A 22,037-nucleotide genomic window follows, 5' to 3' on the forward strand; every position below is an offset into this window, starting at 1 on the left:
CTGATCCCTTGCCGAACTCAGCAGTGAAACCGCTTAGCGCCGATGGTAGTGTGGGGTCTCCCCATGCGAGAGTAGGTCATCGTCAGGCACTTATATTGCAAAGAACCCAGCCAATAGGCTGGGTTTTTTGTTGCACCGAAGAAAATTGCCGAAAAGATCAAGTGAAATAAAAACCCAGCCATATGGCTGGGTTTTTGCGTTTAAGCGTTCAGAGAGCTGGATAATCCATTAACCGGAGAGTGACTCTAGGGCTTCAATGAAGCTATCCATCTCATCGTCGGTGCCGATGGAGATACGCAGGAAGTTGTTGAGTAGATTGGTATTGAAGTGGCGTACCAAAATGCCTCGCTCCCGAAGGCCCGCAAACAGCTGCGCACCGGCAAAGTCAGGGTGCTGAGCCAGCAGGAAGTTGGCTTTTGAGGGCAGTACCTCAAAGCCCAGCCCTTCCAGCCGTTGGCGGGTTCGCTCACGGGTAGTAATGACGTTGTCCCGGCAGGCGTTGAAGTGCTGGGTATCTTTCAGTGCCTCAATACCGACCACACTGGCTAGGCTATCGACCGGATAGGAGTTAAACGAATCTTTTACCCGCTGTAAGCCTTCGATTAGCTCAGGGGAGCCAATCGCGTAGCCTAGACGTAAGCCCGCCAGACTGCGTGACTTGGAAAAGGTACCGGTGACCAGCAGGTTCGGATAACGCTCGACCAGTGCCACCGTGCTCTCTGCGCCAAAATCGACGTAGGCTTCATCGATCAACACCACGCGATCCGCCACACGTTTCAGCAGTTCTTCGATGCTCTCAAGGGAGTGAGCGTGGCCAGTAGGCGCATTGGGGTTGGCAAAAATCACCCCGCTACGTTCGGAATCGTTGGCAAGCGCATCCAGGTCGACTTCCCATTGATTGTTAAGCGGATGCTTGCGCAGTTCCACGCCATACAGGTTGGCATACACCGGGTAGAAGCTGTAAGTAATCGACGGTACATCCAGCGGTGCCCCATGGCAGAAGAACGCCTGGAACGCGAACGCCAGCACTTCGTCAGAACCATTGCCAACAAAGGTTTCTGCTACGCTTACACCATACGTGTCTGCCAAGGTTTCACGCAGGGCCAAGGACGTCGGATCAGGATAGAGACGCAAATGATCAACTGCATAGTTGCGTAGTGCCTCGCTGACACCAGGGGCAGGTGGGTACGGGTTCTCGTTTGTATTGAGTTTGATAACGCGTTCGCGGGGCTGCTCGCCTGGCACGTAAGGGGTAAGCTCCCTAACGGCGGGGCTCCAATATTGGCTCATAAGGGTAACCTGATTATCCTAGCGGTAATGGCACCATGGTCGCCTGATGGCCGCTAGAGCGCAAGCATTCCCATGCAGGCTAGGTGAGAACTTACTTCTACGTCAGAGGGGGTGGGCGTCGCACCTTGTAGCGGTTATGCTGTCATAAGCGCGCGAAAGAAATGTATGTCCAACACGATAAGGAGACACCCAATGCAATTCAGGAGTTTGCTAGCCGGTTCGGCTATGTTGGCACTGTTGGCGGGCTGCGCAGCTGGCCCAACGGATCAGCGCGAAGATGCAGGCATGACCGCATCACAGGCTAACTACCAAGGCACTCTGCCTTGCCGTAACTGTGACGGCATTGACCTGGATGTAACGTTGGTGGGAGAAGAGATGAGCGCCCCGGAAGAGCGGACGTTCACGCTGGATGCGACTTACCGTAATCACCCCCAGACTCCGCCGGATGAAAACTATGCCGGTAACTGGGAAGTGCTGACCGGTACGCCCTCTGACCCCGATGCCACGGTATATGAGCTAACGCCGAACGGCGACGGCCAAATCTACTACTTCCAGCGTATTGATGAACGTACCCTGGAGCTAATCGACCCTGAGCGCCGCCGTTTCGAAAATGGCGAGATGCTGCAGTTACAGCGTCAGTAATCCAATACGCGACGCTCAAAGGCGGCCACTGGCCGCCTTTTGCATTTCTGCCCACTATATCAACGTGGCGCGATAGACAGGAGCAACAAGGCGGTGGCAAAAGCAAAAAGTGCCTTTGTCTGTACTGAATGTGGTGCAGAGTATCGTAAATGGCAGGGCCAGTGTACGAGCTGCCAAGAGTGGAACACGCTAACGGAGGTCAAGCTGGCAAGCGCTCGGCCCGGTAGCGGCACCACTACCGGGCGCACCGGGTACGCAGGCGATCTATCACGAGATGTAGTCGACCTCAGTAATGTCGATTTAAGCGAGGTGCCAAGGCTTAGCTCCACCTTTGCAGAGTTTGACCGCGTGCTAGGCGGCGGCTTGGTGCCGGGTTCCGCCGTTTTGTTGGGTGGCAACCCAGGGGCTGGTAAATCGACGCTGCTGCTGCAAACCGCCTGCAAGCTTGCCCAGCAGCGGCGTATTCTCTACGTCACGGGGGAGGAGTCGCTTTCCCAGGTGGCTATGCGCGCCCACCGCCTGCAGCTACCCACTAACGGGCTGAAGATGCTAGCGGAAACCAGCGTAGAGACGATCCTCGCGGTGGCCGAGCGGGAGAAACCGGAAATACTGGTGATTGATTCCATCCAAACCATGCACTTGGAAGATATCAGCTCTGCCCCTGGCGGCGTTGCCCAGGTACGCGAATCCGCTGCTGCGCTTACCCGCTTTGCCAAGCAGACTAATACTGTGCTGTTGCTGGTGGGTCACGTCACCAAGGATGGCACCCTTGCGGGTCCCAAAGTGCTAGAGCATATGATTGACGCCTCGCTGCTGCTGGAAGGCGGTGCCGACTCCCGCTTTCGGACGCTGCGTGGGCAGAAGAACCGCTTTGGCGCGGTCAATGAGTTGGGCGTGTTCGCCATGCTGGAGCAGGGGCTGAAAGAGGTAAAAAACCCCAGCGCGATATTTCTTTCGCGTCAAGAGGAGCAAGCGCCGGGCAGTCTCGTCATGGTGGTGTGGGAAGGTACGCGGCCCATACTGGTAGAGGTCCAAGCGCTGGTGGACGAGTCGGCACTAGGTAACCCGCGCCGCGTTGCCGTGGGGGTAGATCAAAACCGCCTCGCCATGCTATTAGCCGTTCTTAACCGTCACGGCGGACTGTTTACCGGTGACCAGGATGTATTTCTTAACGTGGTGGGCGGTGTCAAAGTGCTGGAAACCAGCGCCGACCTCGCCGTGCTGCTGGCGGTGGTTTCCAGCTTGCAGAACCGGGCTCTGCCCAAAGAGCTGGTCGTGTTTGGCGAAGTGGGCCTGTCTGGCGAGATACGCCCGGTGCCCAGCGGCCAAGAGCGTATTGCAGAAGCCGCCAAACACGGCTTTTTACGCGCCATCGTGCCCCGTGCCAATGCGCCCAAGCAGGCGCCGAAAGGAATGGAAGTAATTCCCGTGGATAAATTGAGCGATGCTCTGGAAGCGCTGTAACCTCAGCTATGCTTATCATAAGGGCAGCTAAAGCCAAGTCCACGTTCAAAAAAGGAGAGGGATGATGAGTTCGATTCGATTAACCCAATATAGCCACGGAGCGGGCTGCGGCTGCAAAATCGCCCCGGACGTACTCGATGGCATTCTCGCTAAGGCCGGACCGGCAGCCGGGCATCAGCGGCTGATCGTGGGCAACCAGGGGCGTGAAGACGCCGCCGTATACGATCTCGGCGACGGTCGCGGCATGATTGCCACCACCGACTTTTTCATGCCCATTGTCGATGACCCTTTTGATTTTGGCCGTATTGCCGCGACCAACGCCATTAGCGATGTGTACGCCATGGGTGGCACACCGGTCATGGCACTGGGCATTTTAGGCTGGCCGCTGGATAAACTTGGCTCAGAAATCGCCGGTGATGTGGTGGCGGGTGCCCAGGCCGTTTGCCGTGAACTGGGCATTGCCCTGGCCGGCGGTCACTCCATTGATGCCCCTGAGCCGATGTTTGGTTTAGCAGTGAACGGGCTGGTCGATCTTGAGCACTTAAAACTCAACAGCCAAGCTAAGCCCGGCGACCTGCTGTTTCTCACTAAACCGTTGGGCGTCGGGCTATTAACCACAGCGGAAAAGCGCGGCTTGCTAGAAGCCGGGCATCATGGCCTAGCCCGTGAAACCATGCTCAAACCCAACACCATTGGTATCGCGCTCTCCAAAGTGAAGGGCGTCAACGCCATGACGGATGTTACCGGCTTTGGTTTGGCAGGGCATCTCACCGAAATGTGCAGTGCCAGCGGTTTGATGGCGCAGATTGATTTCCGCCGTCTGCCCCGGTTAGCTGAAGCGGAAGGCTATCGCCGCCAAGGTGCCGTGCCCGGCGGCACCGTACGCAATCGCGACGCCCTGGGTAGCGCGCTGCCCGTCATGGATGAAGCCCACTGGCAGTGGCTCTGCGACCCGCAAACTTCTGGCGGGCTGCTGATTAGCGTAGACCCCGCATGGGAAGATGACGTTGAACGTATTGGTCGTGAGTACGGCCTAACGTTGGAGCCGTTCGGCACCCTAAAAGCACCCCAGGGAGACGCTAAAATCGAGGTTATTGGATGACCCTGCCGACCACGCCTGCGTCCCTTGAGGTGATTGCGTCAAACACGTCGCTGATTGATGTACGCGCCCCGGTAGAGTTTGCCCAAGGCAGCCTGCCGGGGGCGGTCAACCTACCGCTGATGGTGGATGAAGAGCGCCACCAGGTAGGCATTGCCTACAAGCAGCAGGGCCAGCAAGCCGCCATCGCGCTGGGTGAGCGGCTGGTCAGCGGTGAAATAAAGCAAGCGCGTGTCGCCGCTTGGCAGGCCTACTTAGCCCAGCACCCGGATGCGATTATCTACTGCTTTCGCGGCGGTCTGCGCTCGCAAATTGCCCAGCAGTGGCTTGTCGATGCAGGGCTTCATCGCCCACGCATTGAAGGCGGCTGGAAAGCACTACGCCAGCAGCTCTGCCAACGGATTGACGAAGCCGCGCAGCAGCCCATGCTGGTGGTGGCAGGGCTCACCGGCTGCGCTAAGACGAAGCTGATTAACCAACTGCCCAACGGCATTGATTTGGAAGCCTGCGCCAACCATAAAGGCTCAGCGTTTGGGCGGCAGCCTGATGAACCCACCACTCAAATTGATTTTGAGCACGCGCTGGCCCAGCGCTTGATTGGGCAGCCGGGTAAGCTTGTGTTGGAAGATGAGTCCCGACAGATTGGCAATGCCAATCTTCCGCTCGATTTTTGGCATGCCCTACAGCAAGCGCCGCGTATTCGTATCGAAATGCCGCTAGATTGGCGGCTAGATCAGCTACGCCGCGACTATATCGAAGCGCTAGAGCAGGGTTACGCCGCTCGCTTTGGCCCAGAGGAAGGGTGGCAGCGCATGCAGCGTCAACTGGCGAGCGCGTTAGAGCGGCTGGCAAAACGCCTGGGCAATGCCCGGCTACAGCGTTTGCAACGTATGCAGGCCATGGCTTTCCGTGCCCATGCCGCCGGGGATATCCAAGCCCATGAGGCGTGGCTTGCCCCGCTGCTGACCGAATATTACGACCCGCTCTACCGTTACCACTTGGAGAAACAGCAGGGAAACCGGCCCACAGAACTTCATATAGGCGATTGGGAGAGCTGTCTCGCCGCTGCCAAACAGTGGAGTGCTTAGCGGCGGCAGGTGGTGGGGGTTAAGCGCGTTTCAGCCACTGGGTCATGACGCGATCTAACAGCGGTGCCAAGCGCTGAAAGCGCGTGGGGTCTTCCAGAATCTGCTCATCGGTTTGCACAAAACGCCCGTTGGAAGGGCTTTTCGCCGTGGGCCGCTCGTTGGCGTTCAGCAGCGGTGCTACGCTGGCCTGGGTCGTTTCAAAGTGGCATAGCAGGCCCACGACACGGCCTGCGTCCCAGCTAAACCCTTGCAGCGGGGACGCGGCACTGCCGCCTAATGGTAGCGCGCCATCGGGTAGGCTAAACACCAGGCGGTGCCACATAAAGGCCTCAAACTGCTCGGGTAGGTCGAAGGTGCTTTCCGGGGCTAGAGTGACGGTATGCCAGCCGGTTTCGGGGTAGGTGCCAGGGGCGACGACCGCCTCAAGCGCTTCCGCGATCCATAGCGCCCCTAGGCCAATGCCCAGAATAGGTTTTTGGCCGTCCAAGTAGCGATTGATCAGTTTGCGCTCCGCTTTATGCCAAGCGGGCGGTTCGCTAAACAGGGCTTCGGGGCCATCTAGCACGATGAGCGCATCGCACTCCCCAGGGCGAGGCGTGAGTTCGCCCGCGTAGAGGTGAAAAACGGTGTAACTATGGCCCATACTCTCAAGCCAGTCGGTCAGACGGGCGGGACCATGGTCAGGGCCGTGCTGTAGCAGATGAATATGCATGGTAATCTCCTCGCCGGCCGAGCACATCAAACGCCGCGGGGTCGCCCGCTGCGTGGGTGCGACGATAACGCATCGCGTTCATTTCACCAACTCAGTTTCACAGACTCAGTTTCATAGACTCAGTTTCACAAACATAGTGACCCAGGAAATCAGCATGGTGGCTAAACCCCAAGGATTTTATCAGCGGCTTCAACTGCTGCCGCTGCCCGCCCAGCAAGCATTTATGGCAGCGCTGTGCGAGCGGCTGTTACCCAACTACGCCCTTTATGAGCAAACCAGCGGCCATGGCGATGGGCACACCCTGCGTACTGTGCTGAATCTTGTATGGGAGCGCCTTAGCGTACCCAACGCCAGCATCGACTTTGCCCGCCAAGCGGAAAAGCTGGCCGAGTGCGAGCCGCCGGAGGGCGATGAGAGTTTCGGCGCACGTCGGGCGCTGGATGCGGTCGTGTCGATCTCTGCGCTACTCGATACGCTGCAAGGCGAATCTCCCGAAGCTGTGCTGGATGTCAGCCGCACCTCGCGGGCTGGCGTGCGGGCGTTCATCGAACTCACCGAAGGGGAAGTGGACGCTCAAGCATTGGCGCTGATCATTCGCGACCATCCGCTGATGGAAGACGAAAACGACTTCCAAGATGCGGTGCTGGAAGCGGTCAGCGGGTCGATCAATAAAACAACACTCAAAGAGATTCGCACGCTTGGGCGCAATAACGGCATTAGTAATTTGGGGCTAACACTGGATGAGGAAGCCGGGGCAGAGTAACTGCCCCAGCCTAAAACGTCGCGCGGCTTATAAACGCATTTCGATGCCGCGCTCGGCCATATAGCGTTTTGCTTCTGGAATGGTGTACTCGCCAAAGTGGAAGATACTCGCAGCCAGTACCGCATCGGCACCGCCTTTGAGCACGCCATCGACCAAGTGGTCTAAATTGCCGACGCCGCCGGAAGCAATCACCGGCACGCTAACCGCTTCGGAAATAGCATGGGTAACGCCCAGGTCAAAGCCAATCTTAGTGCCGTCACGATCCATACTGGTGAGTAGCAGCTCGCCTGCGCCATACTCGACCATCTTCTTGGCCCACTCTACCGCATCCAGGCCGGTGGGGCGACGGCCGCCGTGGGTGAAAATCTCCCAGCGGTCAGGCTCGTTTTCTTTAGACACTTTTTTGGCGTCAATCGCCACCACAATGCACTGGCTGCCAAAACGCTCGGCGGCTTCACGCACAAACTCAGGGTTGGTAACCGCAGCGGTGTTGATCGAGACCTTATCCGCCCCAGCGTTTAGCATGGTGCGGATATCGTCGCAGGTACGAATGCCGCCGCCGACGGTTAAGGGAATAAACACCTCGCCTGCAATCCGCTCGACCATATCCACCGTGGTGGCACGGTCTTCGTGGCTCGCGGTGATATCGAGAAAGGTGATTTCGTCGGCACCCTGCTGGTTATAGCGCTGGGCGATCTCTACCGGGTCGCCCGCATCACGAATACCCACAAAGTTGACGCCTTTCACTACGCGCCCGGCATCCACATCCAGGCAGGGGATAATGCGTTTGGCTAAGCTCATTCGCTACCTCCACTCAACTGATCGCTTAAGCGCTGGGCTTCAGCGACATCCAGGCTGCCTTCGTAAATCGCCCGTCCGGTAATTGCGCCCAAAATGCCGCTATCGGCGACATCGCACAGGGCACGAATATCATCCAGATTGGTTACGCCGCCGGAGGCGATCACCGGCAGGCCGCCTTCGCGGGCCAGTGCGGCGGTGGCTTCCACATTGACACCCTGCATCATGCCGTCGCGGGCAATATCGGTGTACACAATGCTGGAAACACCGTCGTTAGCGAAGCGCTTGGCAAGCTCGGTAGCTTTGATGGTGGAGACTTCTGCCCAGCCATCGGTGGCCACATAGCCATCTTTGGCATCCAGGCCAACAATAATGTGGCCAGGGAAGGCGCGGCACATTTCACCCACAAACTCAGGGTCTTTGACCGCTTTGGTACCGATGATCACGTAAGAAACACCGGCGCTGAGGTAGTGTTCAATAGTCTCTGCCGAGCGGATGCCACCGCCAATTTGAATCGGCAGGTTAGGGTAAGCGCGGGCAATGGCGGTGACCGCCTCACCGTTCACCGGCTTGCCTTCAAAGGCACCGTTCAAATCCACTAGGTGCAAACGGCGCGCGCCTGCTTCTACCCAGCGCGCGGCCATGGCCACCGGGTCGTCGCCATAGGAGGTCGCATCGTCCATGCGGCCCTGCTTTAAGCGCACACACTGGCCGTCTTTGAGATCAATCGCGGGAATTACCAACATAGTGAAACCTCTCAGGGCGTCCAGGTGACAAAATTTTCCAGCAGGCGAAGGCCCGCACGGGAGCTTTTTTCCGGGTGGAACTGCACGGCAAAGGTGGCGTCGCGGCCAATCGCCACGTGAGCGCTCACACTGCCGTACTGGGTGGTGCCGAATACCTGGGCATCGTCGGCGGCATTCACGTAATAGCTGTGCACGAAATAGAAGTGCTCATTATTATCGATGCCTGCCCAGAGCGGGTGGTCGTGGTGTTGATTCACCAGGTTCCAACCCATGTGCGGTACTTTCAAGCGCTGCTCTTGGGCGTCGCGCATATTGGCCGGGAAGCGGTCTACGCTGCCTTGGAAAAAACCCAAACAGTCCACGCCGCCATTCTCTTCGCTGCGCTCCATTAGCATCTGTTGGCCCACACAAATGCCCAGCAGAGGTTTGGCTTGGCGGGTCAAAATATCATCCACCAGCCCGCGCAGTTCGGTACGCTCAAGCTCGCCCACGCAGTCACGAATGGCGCCCTGGCCGGGCAGCACTAGGCGGGTAGCGCCCAGAATACGCCGTGGGTCGCGGGTGATGATCACATTCTCATGAGTGACGTGCTCAAGCGCTTTAGCCACAGAGTGTAGGTTGCCCATTCCATAATCGATTACCGCAATGGTCATGAAGCGCTCCTTAAGGTCGTGGGCGATAGATTCGTAGGCGAGAGGCGTGCCGCTACGCCGCTAACCGCAACGATCGGCATTATAAGCTGCCTTTGGTAGAGGGCATTTGCCCAGCCATGCGCGGGTCTTCCGCAACGGCCATACGCAGTGCGCGGCCAAAGGCTTTGAAAATGGTTTCGGCCTGATGGTGAGCATTAAAGCCTTTTACGTTGTCGATATGCAGCGTCACTCGAGCATGGTTCACAAAGCCTTGGAAAAATTCCCAGAACAGCTGCGTATCCATACTGCCAATGGTATCGCGGGTGAACTCGACATTCATATAAAGGCCGGGGCGGCCGGAGAAATCAATCACTACCCGAGAGAGCGCCTCATCCAGCGGCACATAAGCGTGGCCGTAGCGGTAGATGCCGCGCTTATCGCCAATGGCCTCGTTGAATGCCTGGCCCAGGGTGATGCCCAAATCTTCAACGGTGTGGTGGTCGTCGATATGCAGGTCGCCTTTGGCATGAATATCGAGGTCCACCATTCCATGCCGAGCCACTTGATCCAGCATGTGGTCTAGAAACGGAACGCCAGTTTCACAGTTCAAGCGGCCTTCGCCGTCAAGGTTGACGCTGACCGTAATCTGCGTTTCGTTGGTGTCACGGCTTACCGTGGCAATACGCGCTGACATGTTGCATCTCCTGCGCCGGGGCGCACTCTGAGGAATAATCGGCGGGCGGCAACTGCGGCCAAAACAACCATTATAGAGAATCGGCGCCCCCATCCGCTACAATGCGGGGAATGTCGCCGCTGTTTGCGGCGCTAACATAGCAGCCTAGCTGCGTTGGCAACGAGGATTTCACCATGCCGGTGACACTGCAATATGTCGACCAGGCCCGTTGGGAAGCAGAAGAGCAGGTGCGCATCGACTTAGTGCGCATATATGAAGACGCGCCCCAAGAGCGCATGCCCACTCCCACGGTTTTGCCATTTATCGAACAGCATTTAAAGGAACAGCAATTTTTTGCCTGTGCCCACTTCAACGACCGCCTGTTAGGCGCGGTGGCGGTGCAAGAAGCCGACGACCGCGCCTGGTGGCTGTCTGAGCTATGCGTGCGTAAAACTACGCGTCGTCGCGGTGTCGGCTCACGGCTGATGGCGCTGGTGGGCGAGCAAGCCAAGCAAGATGGCCGCGTACTGCGTATTGCTACCACCACGCTGCCGCTGGCAGACCGAGTACTGCTATCGAAATTAGGCTTTCGACCCGTTGCTGAGGCCTCGTCTTCTGCCCCGGACCTGCCGACGACCAGTGATTTTGTTGAGCTAGACCCACAAGGAAAAGGGTAATGAAACAGCTATTACGTATTTTGCTGGCCGCCATAGGCATTTTAGCCATTGTGGCAGTGGCCGCCGTGGTGTACGTCACCACCTTTTTAGACCCAGAAGACTTCAAACCACGCTTAACCGCTGTGGTAGAGGAGCAAACCGGCCTGAACTTAGCTCTGGAAGGCCCGATTACCTGGTCGTTTTACCCTCGTATTGGTGTCAGCGTTGAGCAGGCGCGCGCCTGGCTGCCCGATCAAGCACAAGATGAAACCGCCTTCGCCGCCATTAACCGTGCTGAAGTGAGCGTTGCCTTTGCCCCGCTGCTGCGCGGAGAGATTGCCGTGGATGGCCTGACGCTAGATGGCATGCGCCTCAATTTGGAGAAGAACGCTGAAGGCGAGGGCAACTGGCAGCCGCTGTTGGAGCGACTCTCTGAGCACAACAACGAATCCGCTGAAACCGTGCTGGCTCCGGCAAGTGCTGGCCCCAATGCCGATGCAGGCAGCCTCTCGGTGGTATTAAGCATCGCCAGCGTCGAAGTAAAAAATGCTGATATTCGTTACCGCGATGAGCAGAATCAAGCGCTCTGGCGGGTTCAGCCGCTGAATATTTCAGGCACCAATGTGAATCCGGTACGCTCCTTCCCGCTAAAAGCCATGTTCACGCTTACTAAGCATGACCGGCTGGATGCCGAAGAGCTTGAGCGCGCGCCAAACATGACCAGCGAGGTAAATCTTGAAACACGCCTGCGGCTTGGCCTAGAAGATGAACAGATCATCTTTGAAAACACCCAGTTAACTACGCATACCCGTCAGGGCGAAGCCAGCGAACCGCAGCAGCTCAGCTTAAAAGCGGCTGAAATTGTTGCCCGTTTAGCTGAGCAACAACTAAGCGTTACCGAAGGCGTGCTGGAAGCTGGGCTGCGCCACCCAGAAAACTGGCAAGGCAGCCTAGCGATTGCCCTGGCGTTTGGCCTGGAAACCGACTTTGCCGCCCAAACCGCGCAGCTTAAAGAGGTTCAGCTCACCGGGCCAGATGGTCTGCGCGTGAGCGGCCACTTGAATGTCGAGCAACTGCTGGACGCACCGCAGTACAGCGGGCAACTGACCGCTGCGCCGTTTACGCTGCGGCCTTGGATTTCCCGCACGGGTGTGAAGCTCAATACTGCCAGCGAAGCCGCACTTAGCGATGTCGCGCTCACCAGCCCCGTAGAAGGCAGCTTGGAGCGTATCTCCCTGCCGCGCCTCTCGCTGGTGGTAGATGACAGCACCTTTACCGGTGATATTGCCGCCGCGCTGGATGGTACCCAGCTCTCCTTCAACCTAGAAGGCGATACGCTCAATCTGGATCACTACCTGCCTGGCCCCGAAACCGCGCAGCAAGCCAGCCGTGGCCTGCTGCGTAAAGCCTTTGCTCAAACCAGCGGAACGCTGCTGCCCCAGGCATGGTTAAGTACGCTCACCCTTCAGGGCGATTTGAGCGTCGACCAACTGCTACTGGCTGGGCTGACTTTTGACGATACCCAGCTGGCGCTGCGCGGTGAAAACGGCAACCACCGCCTCACTGCCTTTGAGTCCCGTTTCTACGAAGGGGAATTGAGCGCCACCGGCCAGCTGGATGCCACTGGTAATGTACTGGAGTGGCAGCTCTCGCCCAGCATTAGCAATGTGCAGGTCGCTCCGTTAATCGAAACCTTCAGCGAAGAAGAGGCCCCGCTGCGCGGACGCTTCAATCTAGACGGCGCGCTGACTACCCAAGGCAACCGCCGCGATGTGCTCACCAGCAACCTCAACGGCGAATTAACCGCGCGGCTCAACGATGGCGCGATTCTACGCACCAACATCTCCCGAGAGATGTGCGAGCTGGTCGCTCAGCTAGAAGGCCAGCAGGTAGAGCGAGAATGGCACCCGGACACCCGCTTTGAGCGTTTTGAAGCCACCTTCCAGGTGCGCAACGGCGTGGTTGAAAGTGACGACTTGCTGATTACGCTACCGGGTATCAACGTGCAAGGGGAAGGCGACTTCAACCTCAATAGCCTCAACTTCACGACTCAAGCGAACGCACGGCTAGTGGATACCGCTGACGCCGCCTGCCAAGTCAACCCACGGCTTCAGCAGCTGCCGCTGCCGGTAAGCTGTGAAGGCCATGTAGGGGACGATAAAGCCCAGTGGTGCCGCTTCGACCGCACCGCCTTCCAAGCCTCGGTAGTAGAGCTACTGCGTGACGAAGCCGGAAGCCGGGTAGAAGAGGAACTGGAGGAGCGGCTTGGCGAATCCATGGACCGTATTGATGAGCGTCTGGGTGAAGGCGCAGGCCAAGAGCTGCGCGAAGGTATTCGCCGACTGTTCAACTAATCGCAACCTGCATTGACGAACAACCTGCGTTAACGCAACACAATCTGCACGCGCCGGCCTTACCGCCGGCGCTTTTTTTCATGGCGAGTGCTTTAAGGAATAACGATGGCCGATATGCCCACGCCGTGCCTACCGGCGGAAGAGTTTCAACACCGGCTGCTTACCTGGTTCGACCAGTATGGCCGCCACGACTTGCCCTGGCAGTCGCCCCGCAGCGCCTACCGCGTGTGGGTCTCTGAAATTATGCTGCAGCAAACCCAGGTCACCACGGTGATTCCCTACTTCGAGCGCTTTATGGCCCGCTTCCCGACGCTGGAAGCCCTGGCCACCGCGCCCCAGGATGACGTGCTGCACCACTGGACGGGCCTGGGCTACTACGCCCGCGCCCGCAACTTGCACAAAGCTGCCCAGGTGGCGATGGAGGGGCACGGCGGCGAGCTGCCCACTGACAGCGTAGAAACGCTGATGGCGCTACCCGGTATTGGCCGCTCCACCGCTGGCGCGATTATCGCCCAAAGCACCGGCCGGCAGGCCGCTATTCTGGATGGCAATGTAAAGCGCTCGCTCACCCGCCTGCACGCGGTGGCAGGCTGGCCGGGCAAACCGGCGGTAGAACGCTCGCTGTGGGCGCTGGCCGAATACTTTACGCCCACCACGCGGCTGGCGGATTACACCCAGGCGGTGATGGATTTCGGCGCCACGCTGTGTAAGCGCAGCAAACCCGACTGCCCGATATGCCCGTTCAGTGACGTATGCCGCGCCTACGCCCAAGGCGAGCCGCAGCGCTATCCGGAATCCAAACCCAAAAAAGCCACCCCCACCCGCGAAACCATTATGCTGATGCTGCGCGACCCACAAGGGCGCGTATGGCTAGAGCAGCGGCCACCTAGCGGCCTATGGGGCGGTTTATGGAGCCTGCCGCAGTTTGAACGCCACAGCGAACTCAACGACTGGCTGGAAGACAACACCAAAGCCCCCGAGCGCCAAGCTGCGCTGCCCAGCTTCACCCATACCTTCAGCCACTTTAAGCTGGTGATTACGCCGCAGCCTGTTACCTGCGAACGAATCAGCGGCGTTCGCGAAAGCGGCGTATGGTATGACGTTAATCATCCGCCTGCGCTAGGCTTAGCGGCACCGGTCAAATCGCTGTTAAGCCAGCTGGCACCGTTTACCCTAGACCCAACCCCAGGGCCTTCTTACTAACATCACAGGCTGACAGCCACCTACACACAACGTACTCAATAGGAGCACGCCATGAGCAACACGGTATTCTGCCGCAAGTATCAACAAGAGCTACCCGCGCTGCCGTTCCCGCCACTGCCGGGTAAGCAGGGCCAAGAGATTCAGGCCACGGTATCTAAAAAAGCGTGGGAAGAGTGGCAGGCGCTGCAAACCCGCCTGATCAATGAGAAGCATCTCAACATGCTGGAGCCAGAAGCACGCGCCTATCTGATGGATCAGATGCAGCGCTTTCTAGATAACGAAACCACCGACCAAGCAGAAGGGTACGTGCCGCCCAGCCAGGCATAAACCTAGAAACGCAGCGCAAAGCCACGAATGGCGTGGCCTTTGCCGCTTTTGGTTCAACGCCTGATGTGCCCTAAGCACGTGACTAGAAAGAAAGTTTCACAAAGGTGTTGACGAAAAGAGGAGCTTTTGGTTTAATACGCACCGTTGGCAAGGGCCAGATAGCTCAGTTGGTAGAGCAGGGGATTGAAAATCCCCGTGTCGGCGGTTCGATTCCGTCTCTGGCCACCACAACGTTGGGGTATCGCCAAGTGGTAAGGCACCGGTTTTTGGTATCGGCATTCCCAGGTTCGAATCCTGGTACCCCAGCCATTGCCAACAAGATTTCTTGTTGATTGGCTAGTCTAACGGCAACCCAATCAAGTTCTCAAGAAAATGCGAAGCGCCGACATAGCTCAGTTGGTAGAGCAACTGACTTGTAATCAGTAGGTCCCGGGTTCGACTCCTGGTGTCGGCACCACTTAAGTGGTTGATAAGCAAAGCATTTGAGACAGTGATTAAGCCGCCTTTCGAGGCGGCTTTTTCGTATGTGTCCATAAAGTGTCCAACGGTTGGACACTCTGACCAAGTGGCTTTTATCCCTGCATGGCGAGGGGGTTGAGCTTGGCCGCTTCCTCCAGGTGGTCCGGTGCAAAGTGCGCATAGCGCATGGTCATGGTAATCGACTGATGACCGAGTATCTGTTGTAGCACCAGGATGTTTCCCCCGTTCATCATAAAGTGACTCGCGAACGTGTGACGTAGTACGTGGGTTAACTGTCCTTCCGGTAGTTCTATCTTGAGTTCTTTAATGACGCGGGCAAAGGCTTTGTAGCGGTTGCCGAATAGGCGTCCGAGCTTTCGTCGTTGGCGTAGCTGCTTGGCCAAGTCGGGGTCGATGGGTACGGTTCTGGTTTTGCCGGACTTGGTACCGGTGAAGACGATGCGATCCTTACGGACGTTTTCAGCTCTGAGTGTTTGGGCTTCGCCCCATCGCGCACCTGTAGAAAGGCATATCACCGTGATGTAGTAGCAGTCGTCGGTCTCCTGGGCGCGGAGGTGGTCGAGTAGCAAGGCTATTTGGTAGCCGTCGAGGTAGCCTTTTTCGGTTTCGTCGGTGCGTACCTTACGGACTTTTTGTAGGGGGTTGCCGTGTGGCCATAGCGAAAGGCGTTCCAACTCTGAGAAGACCGCTTTTAGGTAGGTGTGTTCGTGGTTAATGGTGTTGGCTTTGACCTCCTTTAGCCGTTGGGCGCGGTACTCGACCCACTGTTGAGCCGTGAACGTTTTGGCGAGTGGGTTTCCCAGCGCGTTGGCGAGTTTGCGAAGTGAGCGCACGCGATCGGCAGCACTTTTGAGGGTGTGGCCGTGGTGTTCATACCATTGCTCGACGAGATCCAGCAGACGGCGTTTGTCGCCTGTTTGGGTCACGTAATCGTCTGGGCTTGCCAGGATGCGACGTTCCAGGGCGAGGGCTTCGGCTTTGGAGGGTTTTACCTTACGTATCCGTTTGCCATGCGCGCCAAAGGGGCGGACATCGACCTGCCAGCCATTCTTTACTTTCTTAATGCCCATGCTTACGCCGCCTTGCCTACCAATCGTCGCTCTATAAGCTTCTGTTCGACGATCTGCCGGAATTGGCCGGTGTTGACGCCTCGCCGCCGGTAGTACTGTTCTAGGTCTTCCCACATGCCGGAGCGCTTGAGGTAGCCGATGGCTTGATCGGTGCGGATACCCTGACGAGCGTAGATGCTAATCAAATTACCGAACGCCAGGGTGACGTTCTTTTCGTTGCCGAGCCCAGGCGCTTTACGCGCTCGCTTGTACATAAAGCCGGGTTCATGGCAGTAGAAACGGGCATCGTCCTGGAGGATTTGCCACGCGGGATCTATGAGGTTGCGGCGTGTGTCCAGGCGGTAGGATTGCATCGCGGTACGCCAGAGGCCGGTGAGGTGCGGTACTACATCAACGAAGCGGCTGAAACCGTGGTTGTGGTCGAGCACTTCACCGGTGTCAACGTTGCAGGGGATGCCTTGGGCGTACTCACGGAGTACGGACTGATGGAAACGTAATTCGATACGCCAGACGGTTTCCTCGGGGTTGTAGGTGCCGTTTAGGTCGTCATCAACGGCGTTTTGCCAGAGGCCTTCCCAGAAGTGCATTTTGTCGCGGTGTTTGGCTTCTAAGGTCTTGTTGTAGATACAGCATTGCAGCGCGCCTGCTGTGCCAAACATATAGGTTTCACCACGGCCATAGGTGGTGGCGATGTGGTTATGGTCGAATTCCAGGGTGTCGATGCCGTCGATCCGCATGATCTTCTTAGAACGGGTGACGAAGCGTTCCATGAAGTCTTTGGGTGGCTCCCAGCCTTGCACGTCCAATGCTAGGTGAATCGCTGCGCCTACGGGCTCCGTTTGCGTCAGCATGGAGGCGGCGATCATGTCCATGAAGCGTTGGCACTCCTGGGGAGAACGCTCCTGGATGAAGTGGGGGCTTAGCTCAATTTTCAGGTGGGTACCGATGTTCTCGGTTTTGACGTGCCGTGCCTGGAAAAAGACGATAGCCCCTAGGTCGTTATTCTGGAGGCGATATCGGAAGCCGGAACCGGCAGCGCCGGCCCCTACGGACCACTCTTGATCAAAGAGGCGCATGGTGGCCCCTTTGCCTTCGTTATAGACGGTGATGATCTTATCGAACTGGGAAAGCTGCGGTTTGCCCTGGTAGAGCTGGCGTACCGTATCAACGCCCGCGTTCAACATGCGCAGGTTGTGCATTTCTCGCTGTCCTAGCGAGCTGATGAGCAGCTTTCCGAATGGGTCTTGTTCGCCGCGTGTGAGCGACGCGAGAGAGTACCGTTCCCAACGTTCCATAGCCTGAAATCCTATATTTTTGAAAATGCTTCAATGTGCTGTAGTGAGCCTGTAGCTCTTATTGGCTATTTACTCTGCGAGACGTGTTACAGGGATGGTCTCTACCTCGTGACGCCAGCCGATGGTTGTAAGCCCTGCTACGGTGTTCGTGGCGTTTGGGCGTGCAACGGGCTGGGTTGCGTCATAGCGAGGGAGTACCGTCGCCTGTAACAGCACATGTAGGTTTGTACGTTGGCGGGAGTTGGATTCGTTCTGGAATAGACGACCGGCGAGGGGGACGCTTTGTAAGCCTGGCACTCCCATGACCTGTTGTTGGTCATTCTGGGAAGAGAGGCCACCTAAGAGCAGTGTTTGGCCGGAGCGTATCTGAACGGTGGTGTTAATTTGCCGTTGGTTCGTAATGATATCAGAGGCTAGCACAGAATCGGTAAGAGAGTCAGCCGAGGTGGTGATATCCATGATCACTAGGCCGGAGGCGGTGACCACGGGAAGGACGTTTAAGCGAATGCCAATGTCCCGGCGTTCGATGGTCTGAAAGGGGCTGTTGACGTCGGCAGATTCCCCGGTGACGCGTCCAGTGACGAACGGGACGTTCTGGCCAATCGAGATATTCCCGCGCTTGCCGGACACGGTGAGTATTTGCGGTGTGGATAACACGTTAGAGCTTGAGTCACGTTCTAAGGCATTGATGGCAAAGGCGAGAACGTTACCGTCGAAGATCCCGAAAGAGGCGCCGGAGGTGGATAGCGAGCTGCCTAGATTGGCGGTGTTGAAGCCACCGGCAAGGCCTGAACCGGAGGCGCGACCGAGAGAAACACCTAGATCGAAGGTGTCACCGTCGGTGGTTTCGAAGATGACCGCCTGGATGAGCACTTGTGGGGTGGAGACATCGACCTGGGGGATTAGGTCTTGTAGCTGCTCCAGCTGCTTTGCTGGCCCCTTCGCCAAGATGGCGTTGGAGGCGTGGAGCACCTGGACGCGAGGTAAGGCGGTGCCGTCCTGGTTGTTCTGGTTTAGAAAGGTGGTGAGCAGTGGGGCAATGTCGTCAGCGCGGACGTTATCGAACTGAAAGAGGTGGCTTGCCTGGGGCTCTGGCTTGGGCGTGAGTACCGGTGCGTTGGCGAAGGCGTTGGCGGGATCGGTGACGCCTTGCTGCGTGGGTAAAGCATCTGGCATTGGTTGGGCGGCAGGCGTGGGGCGCTGACTGGAGGGCGCGACCGTGGGCGGGTTGCCCGGCAAGATAGTGTATCCGTGGGAACTCAACACGCCTTGAAAGAACTCATCGAGCTGGTGATCAGGGACATCGGGAGCGTACACCGTGAGCGTGCCGGTGGCGTTGGGGTGGATGGCCAACGGGGTGTTGGTTTGTTCGACGTACCAGCGCACAAAGTCCCGAATCTCGGTGTCTTGCATCTGAATGGGCGTGGCGTGGGCGGTGCTGGTGAGTGTGGCCAGGGCGATGGCGGCGACGGCGTTAGCAGCGAACTTCTTCATGGGTGACTCCATTTTCTATGCGAACGAGGCAAGCATTCACGGGGACGATGGCGAAGCCTTGGCGGGCGAGGTCGTCGGTGGTGGATGTGTTGCGGTCGCTATCAATGAGGCGGTAAGTGGTGCGGTCGCCAAACTGGCTAAAGCTGGCGATGCGGGTGGTGCTGAGGTCGGGTAGCTCCTGGGTGGGGGTGGGTTGTTCCTGGGCGCGGGCGTTCACGCGGTCGGCAACGAGTACCGAGAGCGTGATAAAGCAGCCAAGGGCGAAGGAAGCGAGCGAGAGAAACGGGCGGTTAAAGCGTTTCCAATAAATGCGGGTCATCTTCATGTAGAACCTCGCGTCACGCGGTACGCGGTGCATGCCGTGGGTGTACCAGGGCGGCAGCACGGAGTACGTGCCGTGGGGGTAGTGGTCGGAGAAGGCTTGTTTGGTGTCGTACGCGGGGTAAAGGTCGCGGCCGGTGTAGGTCCAGCGTTCTACGGTCATGCTCTGGGGAGAATCCCCATACTTCACGATGCCGAGGTGAACTTTTGGAAGCGGGACTTTTGAACCAGTGAAAAAAGAGTAAATACCGCCCACAAACGGCAGCGTGACGCGATCCAGGCGACGGCAGTAAACGACGTGTTCCGCGAGAGCAACGCGGGCTTGTTTGTCCATGATCGACAGGTCTTGGATAAGGAAAATAATGTCCCATCCGAGTTTTCGGGCATGGAGAAACCAGTTGATCACGTCTTGGCGGCTTTTATCGTTCCAGGATCGGGCGTTGAACCACGTGCCGCACTCATCGAGTACGAGCAAGCCGTTCTTGTTTTCGTCGTAGGAGTCGGTACCGGTGCCGATGGACTCCAGGTCAGCAAGAACGGGTTTATCCGGGATGCGATAGCAGCGGGTTTGCTTGGGTTTTTCCCCGATGAGCTTATCGAGGTTCAAGTCGAGATTGGTGGCGACCTTACAGCCCCGGTTGAGCTTGTCCTTGATCTTCCCGACGGCCACCAGGGTTTTACCCGCGCCGAGTTTGCCGGTGACAACGTAAACAGCCATTAGAGAACGGGCCTCCCTTGCTCCCAGTCGATTAACTGGCGTTTTTGCTGGAAGACCCACACCGCCACTTTGCTGCCGTAAATCGCCGACATGCAGGCTTCAAAGTTGTTCGGCTTAATCGCGGCGATGCCTTGAGAGAGTTCGTTAGGTAGAGACGTGCTAATGCCGCTGATGATGGCCGAGAAGGTGACAGCCAGACCGACCAGCAGCGAGATATAAAGCGTTGTCCAAATGAGGATGCCCGCTAGGCGGTTAGTCACTCGGGAGGCGATGCGGGTGACGATCCATTCGAGAATGCGGGTGACAAATGCAATCACCGCGCCCATGCCAAGCATTGCAGGTAGCGCCATTTATGCAGTCCTCTGGCCAGAACGGAAGAACGTGTCGATCACGCTAACGACCGTCCAGAAGTAAATGATCCAGGAGAGCCAAGCTTTAATGGTGTTAAAGGCTTGGCAGGAGATTTCCATCACGCCGAACTGGAGCGGGGTACAGGAGCCTGACGGTAATGAAGGAAGGCGGGAGGTGACTTGATCGGCAATGCTGGAGCTAGACCCGTCGCCGATCTCATCCATTAAGGTGTTCACCTCGTCGTTATAGCCTTGTTGCTCCTCGGCTAATCCGTCGAGGGTTTGATCCATACCGGAGGAGTTAAAAAGGTCGTTGCCGTCGCCGACTTCCTCGGTAAAGCGTGAGGCGAGTTTGTCGACTAAGCCGTCCATGAAGCCGTCTAGGCCTTCCCCTTCTTCACCTTCACCACTTCCTTCACCGTCGGATGATCCACCGCCAGAGCCGCCACCGCCTGAAAACGTCACGTTGATGTTGTCGAAGGCGTCCACCAAAGCACTTTGCATGCCTTCAAGGGTGTCTTTGATGCTGCGTGTTTGGTTATCGAGCGTGTTTTGTACTGACTGAGTTTGTGAGGTGATGGCCGTTGTCACGCGTCCGGTCTGGCGGTCGGATTCGGTAATTAAGCGGGAGGTTTCAGCGTTTATGGTGTCGGTTAACGCTTCGGTTTGTTGAGCAGTGGCCGTGTTTAGCTCATTGCTTTGGTTACTGATAGCCCCTGTTACATCGTTGGAGAGAGCATCAATAGCATTACGGTTGGACTGGCCAGAGGAACGAATGGCTTCGATGATGTCGGAGTCATCAAATTCAAAATCCGGTACGGTGGAGCCACCGCCACCCGAGGAACCGCCGGAACCATCGCCGGAGTCGTTACCGCCATCGCTACCACCAGAGTCGCCACCTGTATCGCCACCATTGTTACCGCCTGGATCAGTGGGATCGGTAGGGTTTGTTGGGTCAGTAGGTTCACCGCCGCCAGTATCACCACCATTGTCACCGCCAGAACCGCCACTGGAACTTGGCTTTGAATAGGTGTTGCCGTCGGAGCCTACATATTCAAAATAGTCAGGGGCGCTATCCCAATCGACTAAAAACGATTGATCACCAATCGTGACGCAACTAGAAGAATCAGAACAGCCACCAGGAAGTGCAGTTAAATAATCGTTACCGGAAAAATCAACAACTGAAAAAGTACCGTCACCAGCACCCCACGCACCATTTAAAGATGAATCAGAAGAAAAAGTGCCGAACTCGCCAGTAGACTCAGAAACAATATCTAAAGAACATGAAACACCATCACCGGGATCAAAACACGAAGTTACGCCACCAACACCAGAAATAGAACAAGCACCACCATGAGTTTTTACAGAACCCCCCGTTTGAAGATAATTAGCAGAAGAAGGGGAAAGGGTTATAGAGCCACCATTTTCGGATTGACATTGTTCATCATCAATTTTTGGCAATAAGTCGGGATTTGTTAGAACAGCATTATTAAAATCACTGTCAAAATTGCAAGATGGGTGTGAGTTACAGGTGCCAACGTAACCAGTACTATAAACTATGGTGGAATCGGTAACCGGCTGACCTGCATACTCCCCTTGGTTATCAGCATAATATTGCCTCCCCATACAATTAAACCGAGTAGATGTAACAAAACTTACGCCACTATGTACGATATAAGTAGAACTTTGATTCTTATTAATAGAAGAACAATAAGCTGAAGGAGAGTTATAAAACCTAGAATTATTATAATAGAGAGTACCATCAGCAGAAAATGCAGAAGGTGCAAACACCATTAAAAAAGGCGTTAAAGTGGTTAATAAAACGGCTTTTTTAATCATGTTGTCCTCGTTATATAAAAAGG

General features: G+C 56.8%; 21 protein-coding genes, 3 tRNA genes and 1 rRNA gene. 13 read left to right on the forward strand and 12 right to left on the reverse strand.

Annotated features, from left to right (window positions below):
- Positions 1–88 (forward strand): 5S ribosomal RNA (rrf, locus tag ACIGG6_RS17315); the annotation flags it as partial.
- A gap of 140 nt (positions 89–228) precedes the next feature.
- Here the strand turns inward: rrf and hisC are convergent.
- Complete coding sequence (hisC, locus tag ACIGG6_RS17320) at positions 229–1,290, reverse strand: histidinol-phosphate transaminase (protein ID WP_399846267.1); 1,062 nt, start codon at positions 1,288–1,290, stop codon at positions 229–231.
- A gap of 192 nt (positions 1,291–1,482) precedes the next feature.
- Between hisC and ACIGG6_RS17325 the strand changes: the two genes are divergently transcribed.
- From ACIGG6_RS17325 to mnmH, 4 genes are all read left to right on the forward strand, one after another.
- Positions 1,483–1,932, forward strand: coding sequence for a copper resistance protein NlpE N-terminal domain-containing protein (locus ACIGG6_RS17325; protein WP_044630451.1), 450 nt, complete (start codon positions 1,483–1,485; stop codon positions 1,930–1,932).
- A 93-nt stretch (positions 1,933–2,025) separates the two neighbouring features.
- A complete protein-coding gene (gene radA / locus ACIGG6_RS17330) occupies positions 2,026–3,396 on the forward strand; it encodes a DNA repair protein RadA (RefSeq protein ID WP_253505710.1) in 1,371 nt (456 codons plus the stop codon).
- A gap of 61 nt (positions 3,397–3,457) precedes the next feature.
- Positions 3,458–4,498, forward strand: coding sequence for a selenide, water dikinase SelD (selD, locus tag ACIGG6_RS17335; RefSeq protein ID WP_399846271.1), 1,041 nt, complete (start codon positions 3,458–3,460; stop codon positions 4,496–4,498).
- Positions 4,495–5,583, forward strand: a complete 1,089-nt coding sequence (mnmH, locus tag ACIGG6_RS17340; protein ID WP_399846273.1) for a tRNA 2-selenouridine(34) synthase MnmH — start codon at positions 4,495–4,497, stop codon at positions 5,581–5,583. Before selD ends, mnmH begins: the two co-directional genes overlap by 4 nt.
- 19 nt (positions 5,584–5,602) lie before the next feature.
- Here the strand turns inward: mnmH and ACIGG6_RS17345 are convergent, their stop codons facing one another.
- The gene (locus ACIGG6_RS17345; protein WP_399846275.1) at positions 5,603–6,295 is read right to left on the reverse strand and encodes a type 1 glutamine amidotransferase; all 693 of its coding nucleotides are present in this window, start codon (positions 6,293–6,295) and stop codon (positions 5,603–5,605) included.
- Positions 6,296–6,449: 154 nt separating this feature from the next.
- On the opposite strand from ACIGG6_RS17345, the gene ACIGG6_RS17350 reads away from it, so the two are divergent.
- Positions 6,450–7,058 (forward strand): YjaG family protein, encoded by a 609-nt coding sequence (locus ACIGG6_RS17350; RefSeq protein WP_062361785.1) that lies wholly within the window; start codon positions 6,450–6,452, stop codon positions 7,056–7,058.
- 27 nt (positions 7,059–7,085) lie between these two features.
- Here the strand turns inward: ACIGG6_RS17350 and hisF are convergent, their stop codons facing one another.
- The 4 genes from hisF to hisB form a co-directional block, all read right to left on the reverse strand.
- A complete protein-coding gene (hisF, locus tag ACIGG6_RS17355) occupies positions 7,086–7,859 on the reverse strand; it encodes an imidazole glycerol phosphate synthase subunit HisF (RefSeq protein ID WP_399846277.1) in 774 nt (257 codons plus the stop codon).
- A complete protein-coding gene (hisA, locus tag ACIGG6_RS17360; protein ID WP_399846279.1) occupies positions 7,856–8,602 on the reverse strand; it encodes a 1-(5-phosphoribosyl)-5-[(5-phosphoribosylamino)methylideneamino]imidazole-4-carboxamide isomerase in 747 nt (248 codons plus the stop codon). Before hisA ends, hisF begins: the two co-directional genes overlap by 4 nt.
- A gap of 11 nt (positions 8,603–8,613) precedes the next feature.
- Positions 8,614–9,255, reverse strand: a complete 642-nt coding sequence (hisH, locus tag ACIGG6_RS17365) for an imidazole glycerol phosphate synthase subunit HisH (RefSeq protein WP_083024475.1) — start codon at positions 9,253–9,255, stop codon at positions 8,614–8,616.
- Between the two features lie 79 nt (positions 9,256–9,334).
- Entirely contained in the window at positions 9,335–9,928 is a 594-nt protein-coding gene (gene hisB, locus ACIGG6_RS17370) for an imidazoleglycerol-phosphate dehydratase HisB (RefSeq protein ID WP_044630460.1), read from the reverse strand.
- 173 nt (positions 9,929–10,101) lie between these two features.
- Here hisB and ACIGG6_RS17375 point away from each other — a divergent pair, with 173 nt between their 5' ends.
- From ACIGG6_RS17375 to ACIGG6_RS17405, 7 genes are all read left to right on the forward strand, one after another.
- Positions 10,102–10,584 carry a GNAT family N-acetyltransferase gene (locus tag ACIGG6_RS17375; protein ID WP_399846282.1) on the forward strand — a complete coding sequence of 161 codons (483 nt, stop codon included), beginning with the start codon at positions 10,102–10,104 and terminating at the stop codon, positions 10,582–10,584.
- The gene (locus ACIGG6_RS17380; protein ID WP_399846283.1) at positions 10,584–12,917 is read left to right on the forward strand and encodes an AsmA family protein; all 2,334 of its coding nucleotides are present in this window, start codon (positions 10,584–10,586) and stop codon (positions 12,915–12,917) included. The genes ACIGG6_RS17375 and ACIGG6_RS17380 overlap by 1 nt, the downstream gene beginning before the upstream one ends.
- Positions 12,918–13,022: 105 nt before the next feature.
- Positions 13,023–14,120, forward strand: a complete 1,098-nt coding sequence (gene mutY / locus ACIGG6_RS17385) for an A/G-specific adenine glycosylase (protein WP_399846285.1) — start codon at positions 13,023–13,025, stop codon at positions 14,118–14,120.
- Positions 14,121–14,171: 51 nt separating this feature from the next.
- Complete coding sequence (locus ACIGG6_RS17390; RefSeq protein ID WP_062361802.1) at positions 14,172–14,447, forward strand: oxidative damage protection protein; 276 nt, start codon at positions 14,172–14,174, stop codon at positions 14,445–14,447.
- Positions 14,448–14,599: 152 nt separating this feature from the next.
- Positions 14,600–14,675, forward strand: a tRNA-Phe gene (locus ACIGG6_RS17395).
- A gap of 6 nt (positions 14,676–14,681) precedes the next feature.
- Positions 14,682–14,756: transfer RNA gene (locus ACIGG6_RS17400), tRNA-Gln, on the forward strand.
- Between the two features lie 72 nt (positions 14,757–14,828).
- Positions 14,829–14,904 (forward strand) — tRNA-Thr (locus ACIGG6_RS17405).
- Positions 14,905–15,019: 115 nt separating this feature from the next.
- On the opposite strand, the gene ACIGG6_RS17410 is transcribed toward ACIGG6_RS17405, so the two are convergent.
- The 6 genes from ACIGG6_RS17410 to ACIGG6_RS17435 all read right to left on the reverse strand — a co-directional run bounded on the left by ACIGG6_RS17410 (position 15,020) and on the right by ACIGG6_RS17435 (position 22,014).
- A complete protein-coding gene (locus tag ACIGG6_RS17410) occupies positions 15,020–15,997 on the reverse strand; it encodes a phage integrase (protein WP_399846287.1) in 978 nt (325 codons plus the stop codon).
- 2 nt (positions 15,998–15,999) lie between these two features.
- Positions 16,000–17,292 carry a hypothetical protein gene (locus tag ACIGG6_RS17415; RefSeq protein WP_399846288.1) on the reverse strand — a complete coding sequence of 431 codons (1,293 nt, stop codon included), beginning with the start codon at positions 17,290–17,292 and terminating at the stop codon, positions 16,000–16,002.
- Between the two features lie 69 nt (positions 17,293–17,361).
- Positions 17,362–18,786 (reverse strand): secretin N-terminal domain-containing protein, encoded by a 1,425-nt coding sequence (locus ACIGG6_RS17420; protein WP_399846290.1) that lies wholly within the window; start codon positions 18,784–18,786, stop codon positions 17,362–17,364.
- Positions 18,767–19,825, reverse strand: a complete 1,059-nt coding sequence (locus ACIGG6_RS17425) for a zonular occludens toxin domain-containing protein (protein ID WP_399846292.1) — start codon at positions 19,823–19,825, stop codon at positions 18,767–18,769. Before ACIGG6_RS17425 ends, ACIGG6_RS17420 begins: the two co-directional genes overlap by 20 nt.
- Positions 19,825–20,175: a DUF5455 family protein gene (locus tag ACIGG6_RS17430; protein WP_399846293.1), complete on the reverse strand. Its 351-nt coding sequence runs from the start codon at positions 20,173–20,175 to the stop codon at positions 19,825–19,827. Before ACIGG6_RS17430 ends, ACIGG6_RS17425 begins: the two co-directional genes overlap by 1 nt.
- Positions 20,176–22,014, reverse strand: coding sequence for a hypothetical protein (locus ACIGG6_RS17435; RefSeq protein WP_399846294.1), 1,839 nt, complete (start codon positions 22,012–22,014; stop codon positions 20,176–20,178). It lies immediately after the preceding gene.
- Between the last annotated feature and the right edge of the window lie 23 nt (positions 22,015–22,037).

The organism is Vreelandella lionensis, assembly GCF_044543515.1.
Lineage (GTDB): Bacteria > Pseudomonadota > Gammaproteobacteria > Pseudomonadales > Halomonadaceae > Vreelandella > Vreelandella lionensis.

Excerpts from the sequence above, each read along its gene's own strand:
- ACIGG6_RS17415 (WP_399846288.1), bottom strand. The coding sequence starts at position 17,292 with ATGGAACGTTGGGAACGGTACTCTCTCGCGTCGCTCACACGCGGCGAA.
- hisH (WP_083024475.1), bottom strand. The coding sequence starts at position 9,255 with ATGACCATTGCGGTAATCGATTATGGAATGGGCAACCTACACTCTGTG.
- ACIGG6_RS17375 (WP_399846282.1), top strand. The coding sequence starts at position 10,102 with ATGCCGGTGACACTGCAATATGTCGACCAGGCCCGTTGGGAAGCAGAA.
- ACIGG6_RS17380 (WP_399846283.1), top strand. The coding sequence starts at position 10,584 with ATGAAACAGCTATTACGTATTTTGCTGGCCGCCATAGGCATTTTAGCC.
- mnmH (WP_399846273.1), top strand. The coding sequence starts at position 4,495 with ATGACCCTGCCGACCACGCCTGCGTCCCTTGAGGTGATTGCGTCAAAC.
- ACIGG6_RS17325 (WP_044630451.1), top strand. The coding sequence starts at position 1,483 with ATGCAATTCAGGAGTTTGCTAGCCGGTTCGGCTATGTTGGCACTGTTG.
- hisA (WP_399846279.1), bottom strand. The coding sequence starts at position 8,602 with ATGTTGGTAATTCCCGCGATTGATCTCAAAGACGGCCAGTGTGTGCGC.
- ACIGG6_RS17350 (WP_062361785.1), top strand. The coding sequence starts at position 6,450 with ATGGTGGCTAAACCCCAAGGATTTTATCAGCGGCTTCAACTGCTGCCG.
- mutY (WP_399846285.1), top strand. The coding sequence starts at position 13,023 with ATGGCCGATATGCCCACGCCGTGCCTACCGGCGGAAGAGTTTCAACAC.
- hisF (WP_399846277.1), bottom strand. The coding sequence starts at position 7,859 with ATGAGCTTAGCCAAACGCATTATCCCCTGCCTGGATGTGGATGCCGGG.
- ACIGG6_RS17345 (WP_399846275.1), bottom strand. The coding sequence starts at position 6,295 with ATGCATATTCATCTGCTACAGCACGGCCCTGACCATGGTCCCGCCCGT.
- ACIGG6_RS17420 (WP_399846290.1), bottom strand. The coding sequence starts at position 18,786 with ATGAAGAAGTTCGCTGCTAACGCCGTCGCCGCCATCGCCCTGGCCACA.
- ACIGG6_RS17430 (WP_399846293.1), bottom strand. The coding sequence starts at position 20,175 with ATGGCGCTACCTGCAATGCTTGGCATGGGCGCGGTGATTGCATTTGTC.
- hisC (WP_399846267.1), bottom strand. The coding sequence starts at position 1,290 with ATGAGCCAATATTGGAGCCCCGCCGTTAGGGAGCTTACCCCTTACGTG.
- hisB (WP_044630460.1), bottom strand. The coding sequence starts at position 9,928 with ATGTCAGCGCGTATTGCCACGGTAAGCCGTGACACCAACGAAACGCAG.
- ACIGG6_RS17390 (WP_062361802.1), top strand. The coding sequence starts at position 14,172 with ATGAGCAACACGGTATTCTGCCGCAAGTATCAACAAGAGCTACCCGCG.
- ACIGG6_RS17425 (WP_399846292.1), bottom strand. The coding sequence starts at position 19,825 with ATGGCTGTTTACGTTGTCACCGGCAAACTCGGCGCGGGTAAAACCCTG.
- ACIGG6_RS17435 (WP_399846294.1), bottom strand. The coding sequence starts at position 22,014 with ATGATTAAAAAAGCCGTTTTATTAACCACTTTAACGCCTTTTTTAATG.
- ACIGG6_RS17410 (WP_399846287.1), bottom strand. The coding sequence starts at position 15,997 with ATGGGCATTAAGAAAGTAAAGAATGGCTGGCAGGTCGATGTCCGCCCC.
- selD (WP_399846271.1), top strand. The coding sequence starts at position 3,458 with ATGATGAGTTCGATTCGATTAACCCAATATAGCCACGGAGCGGGCTGC.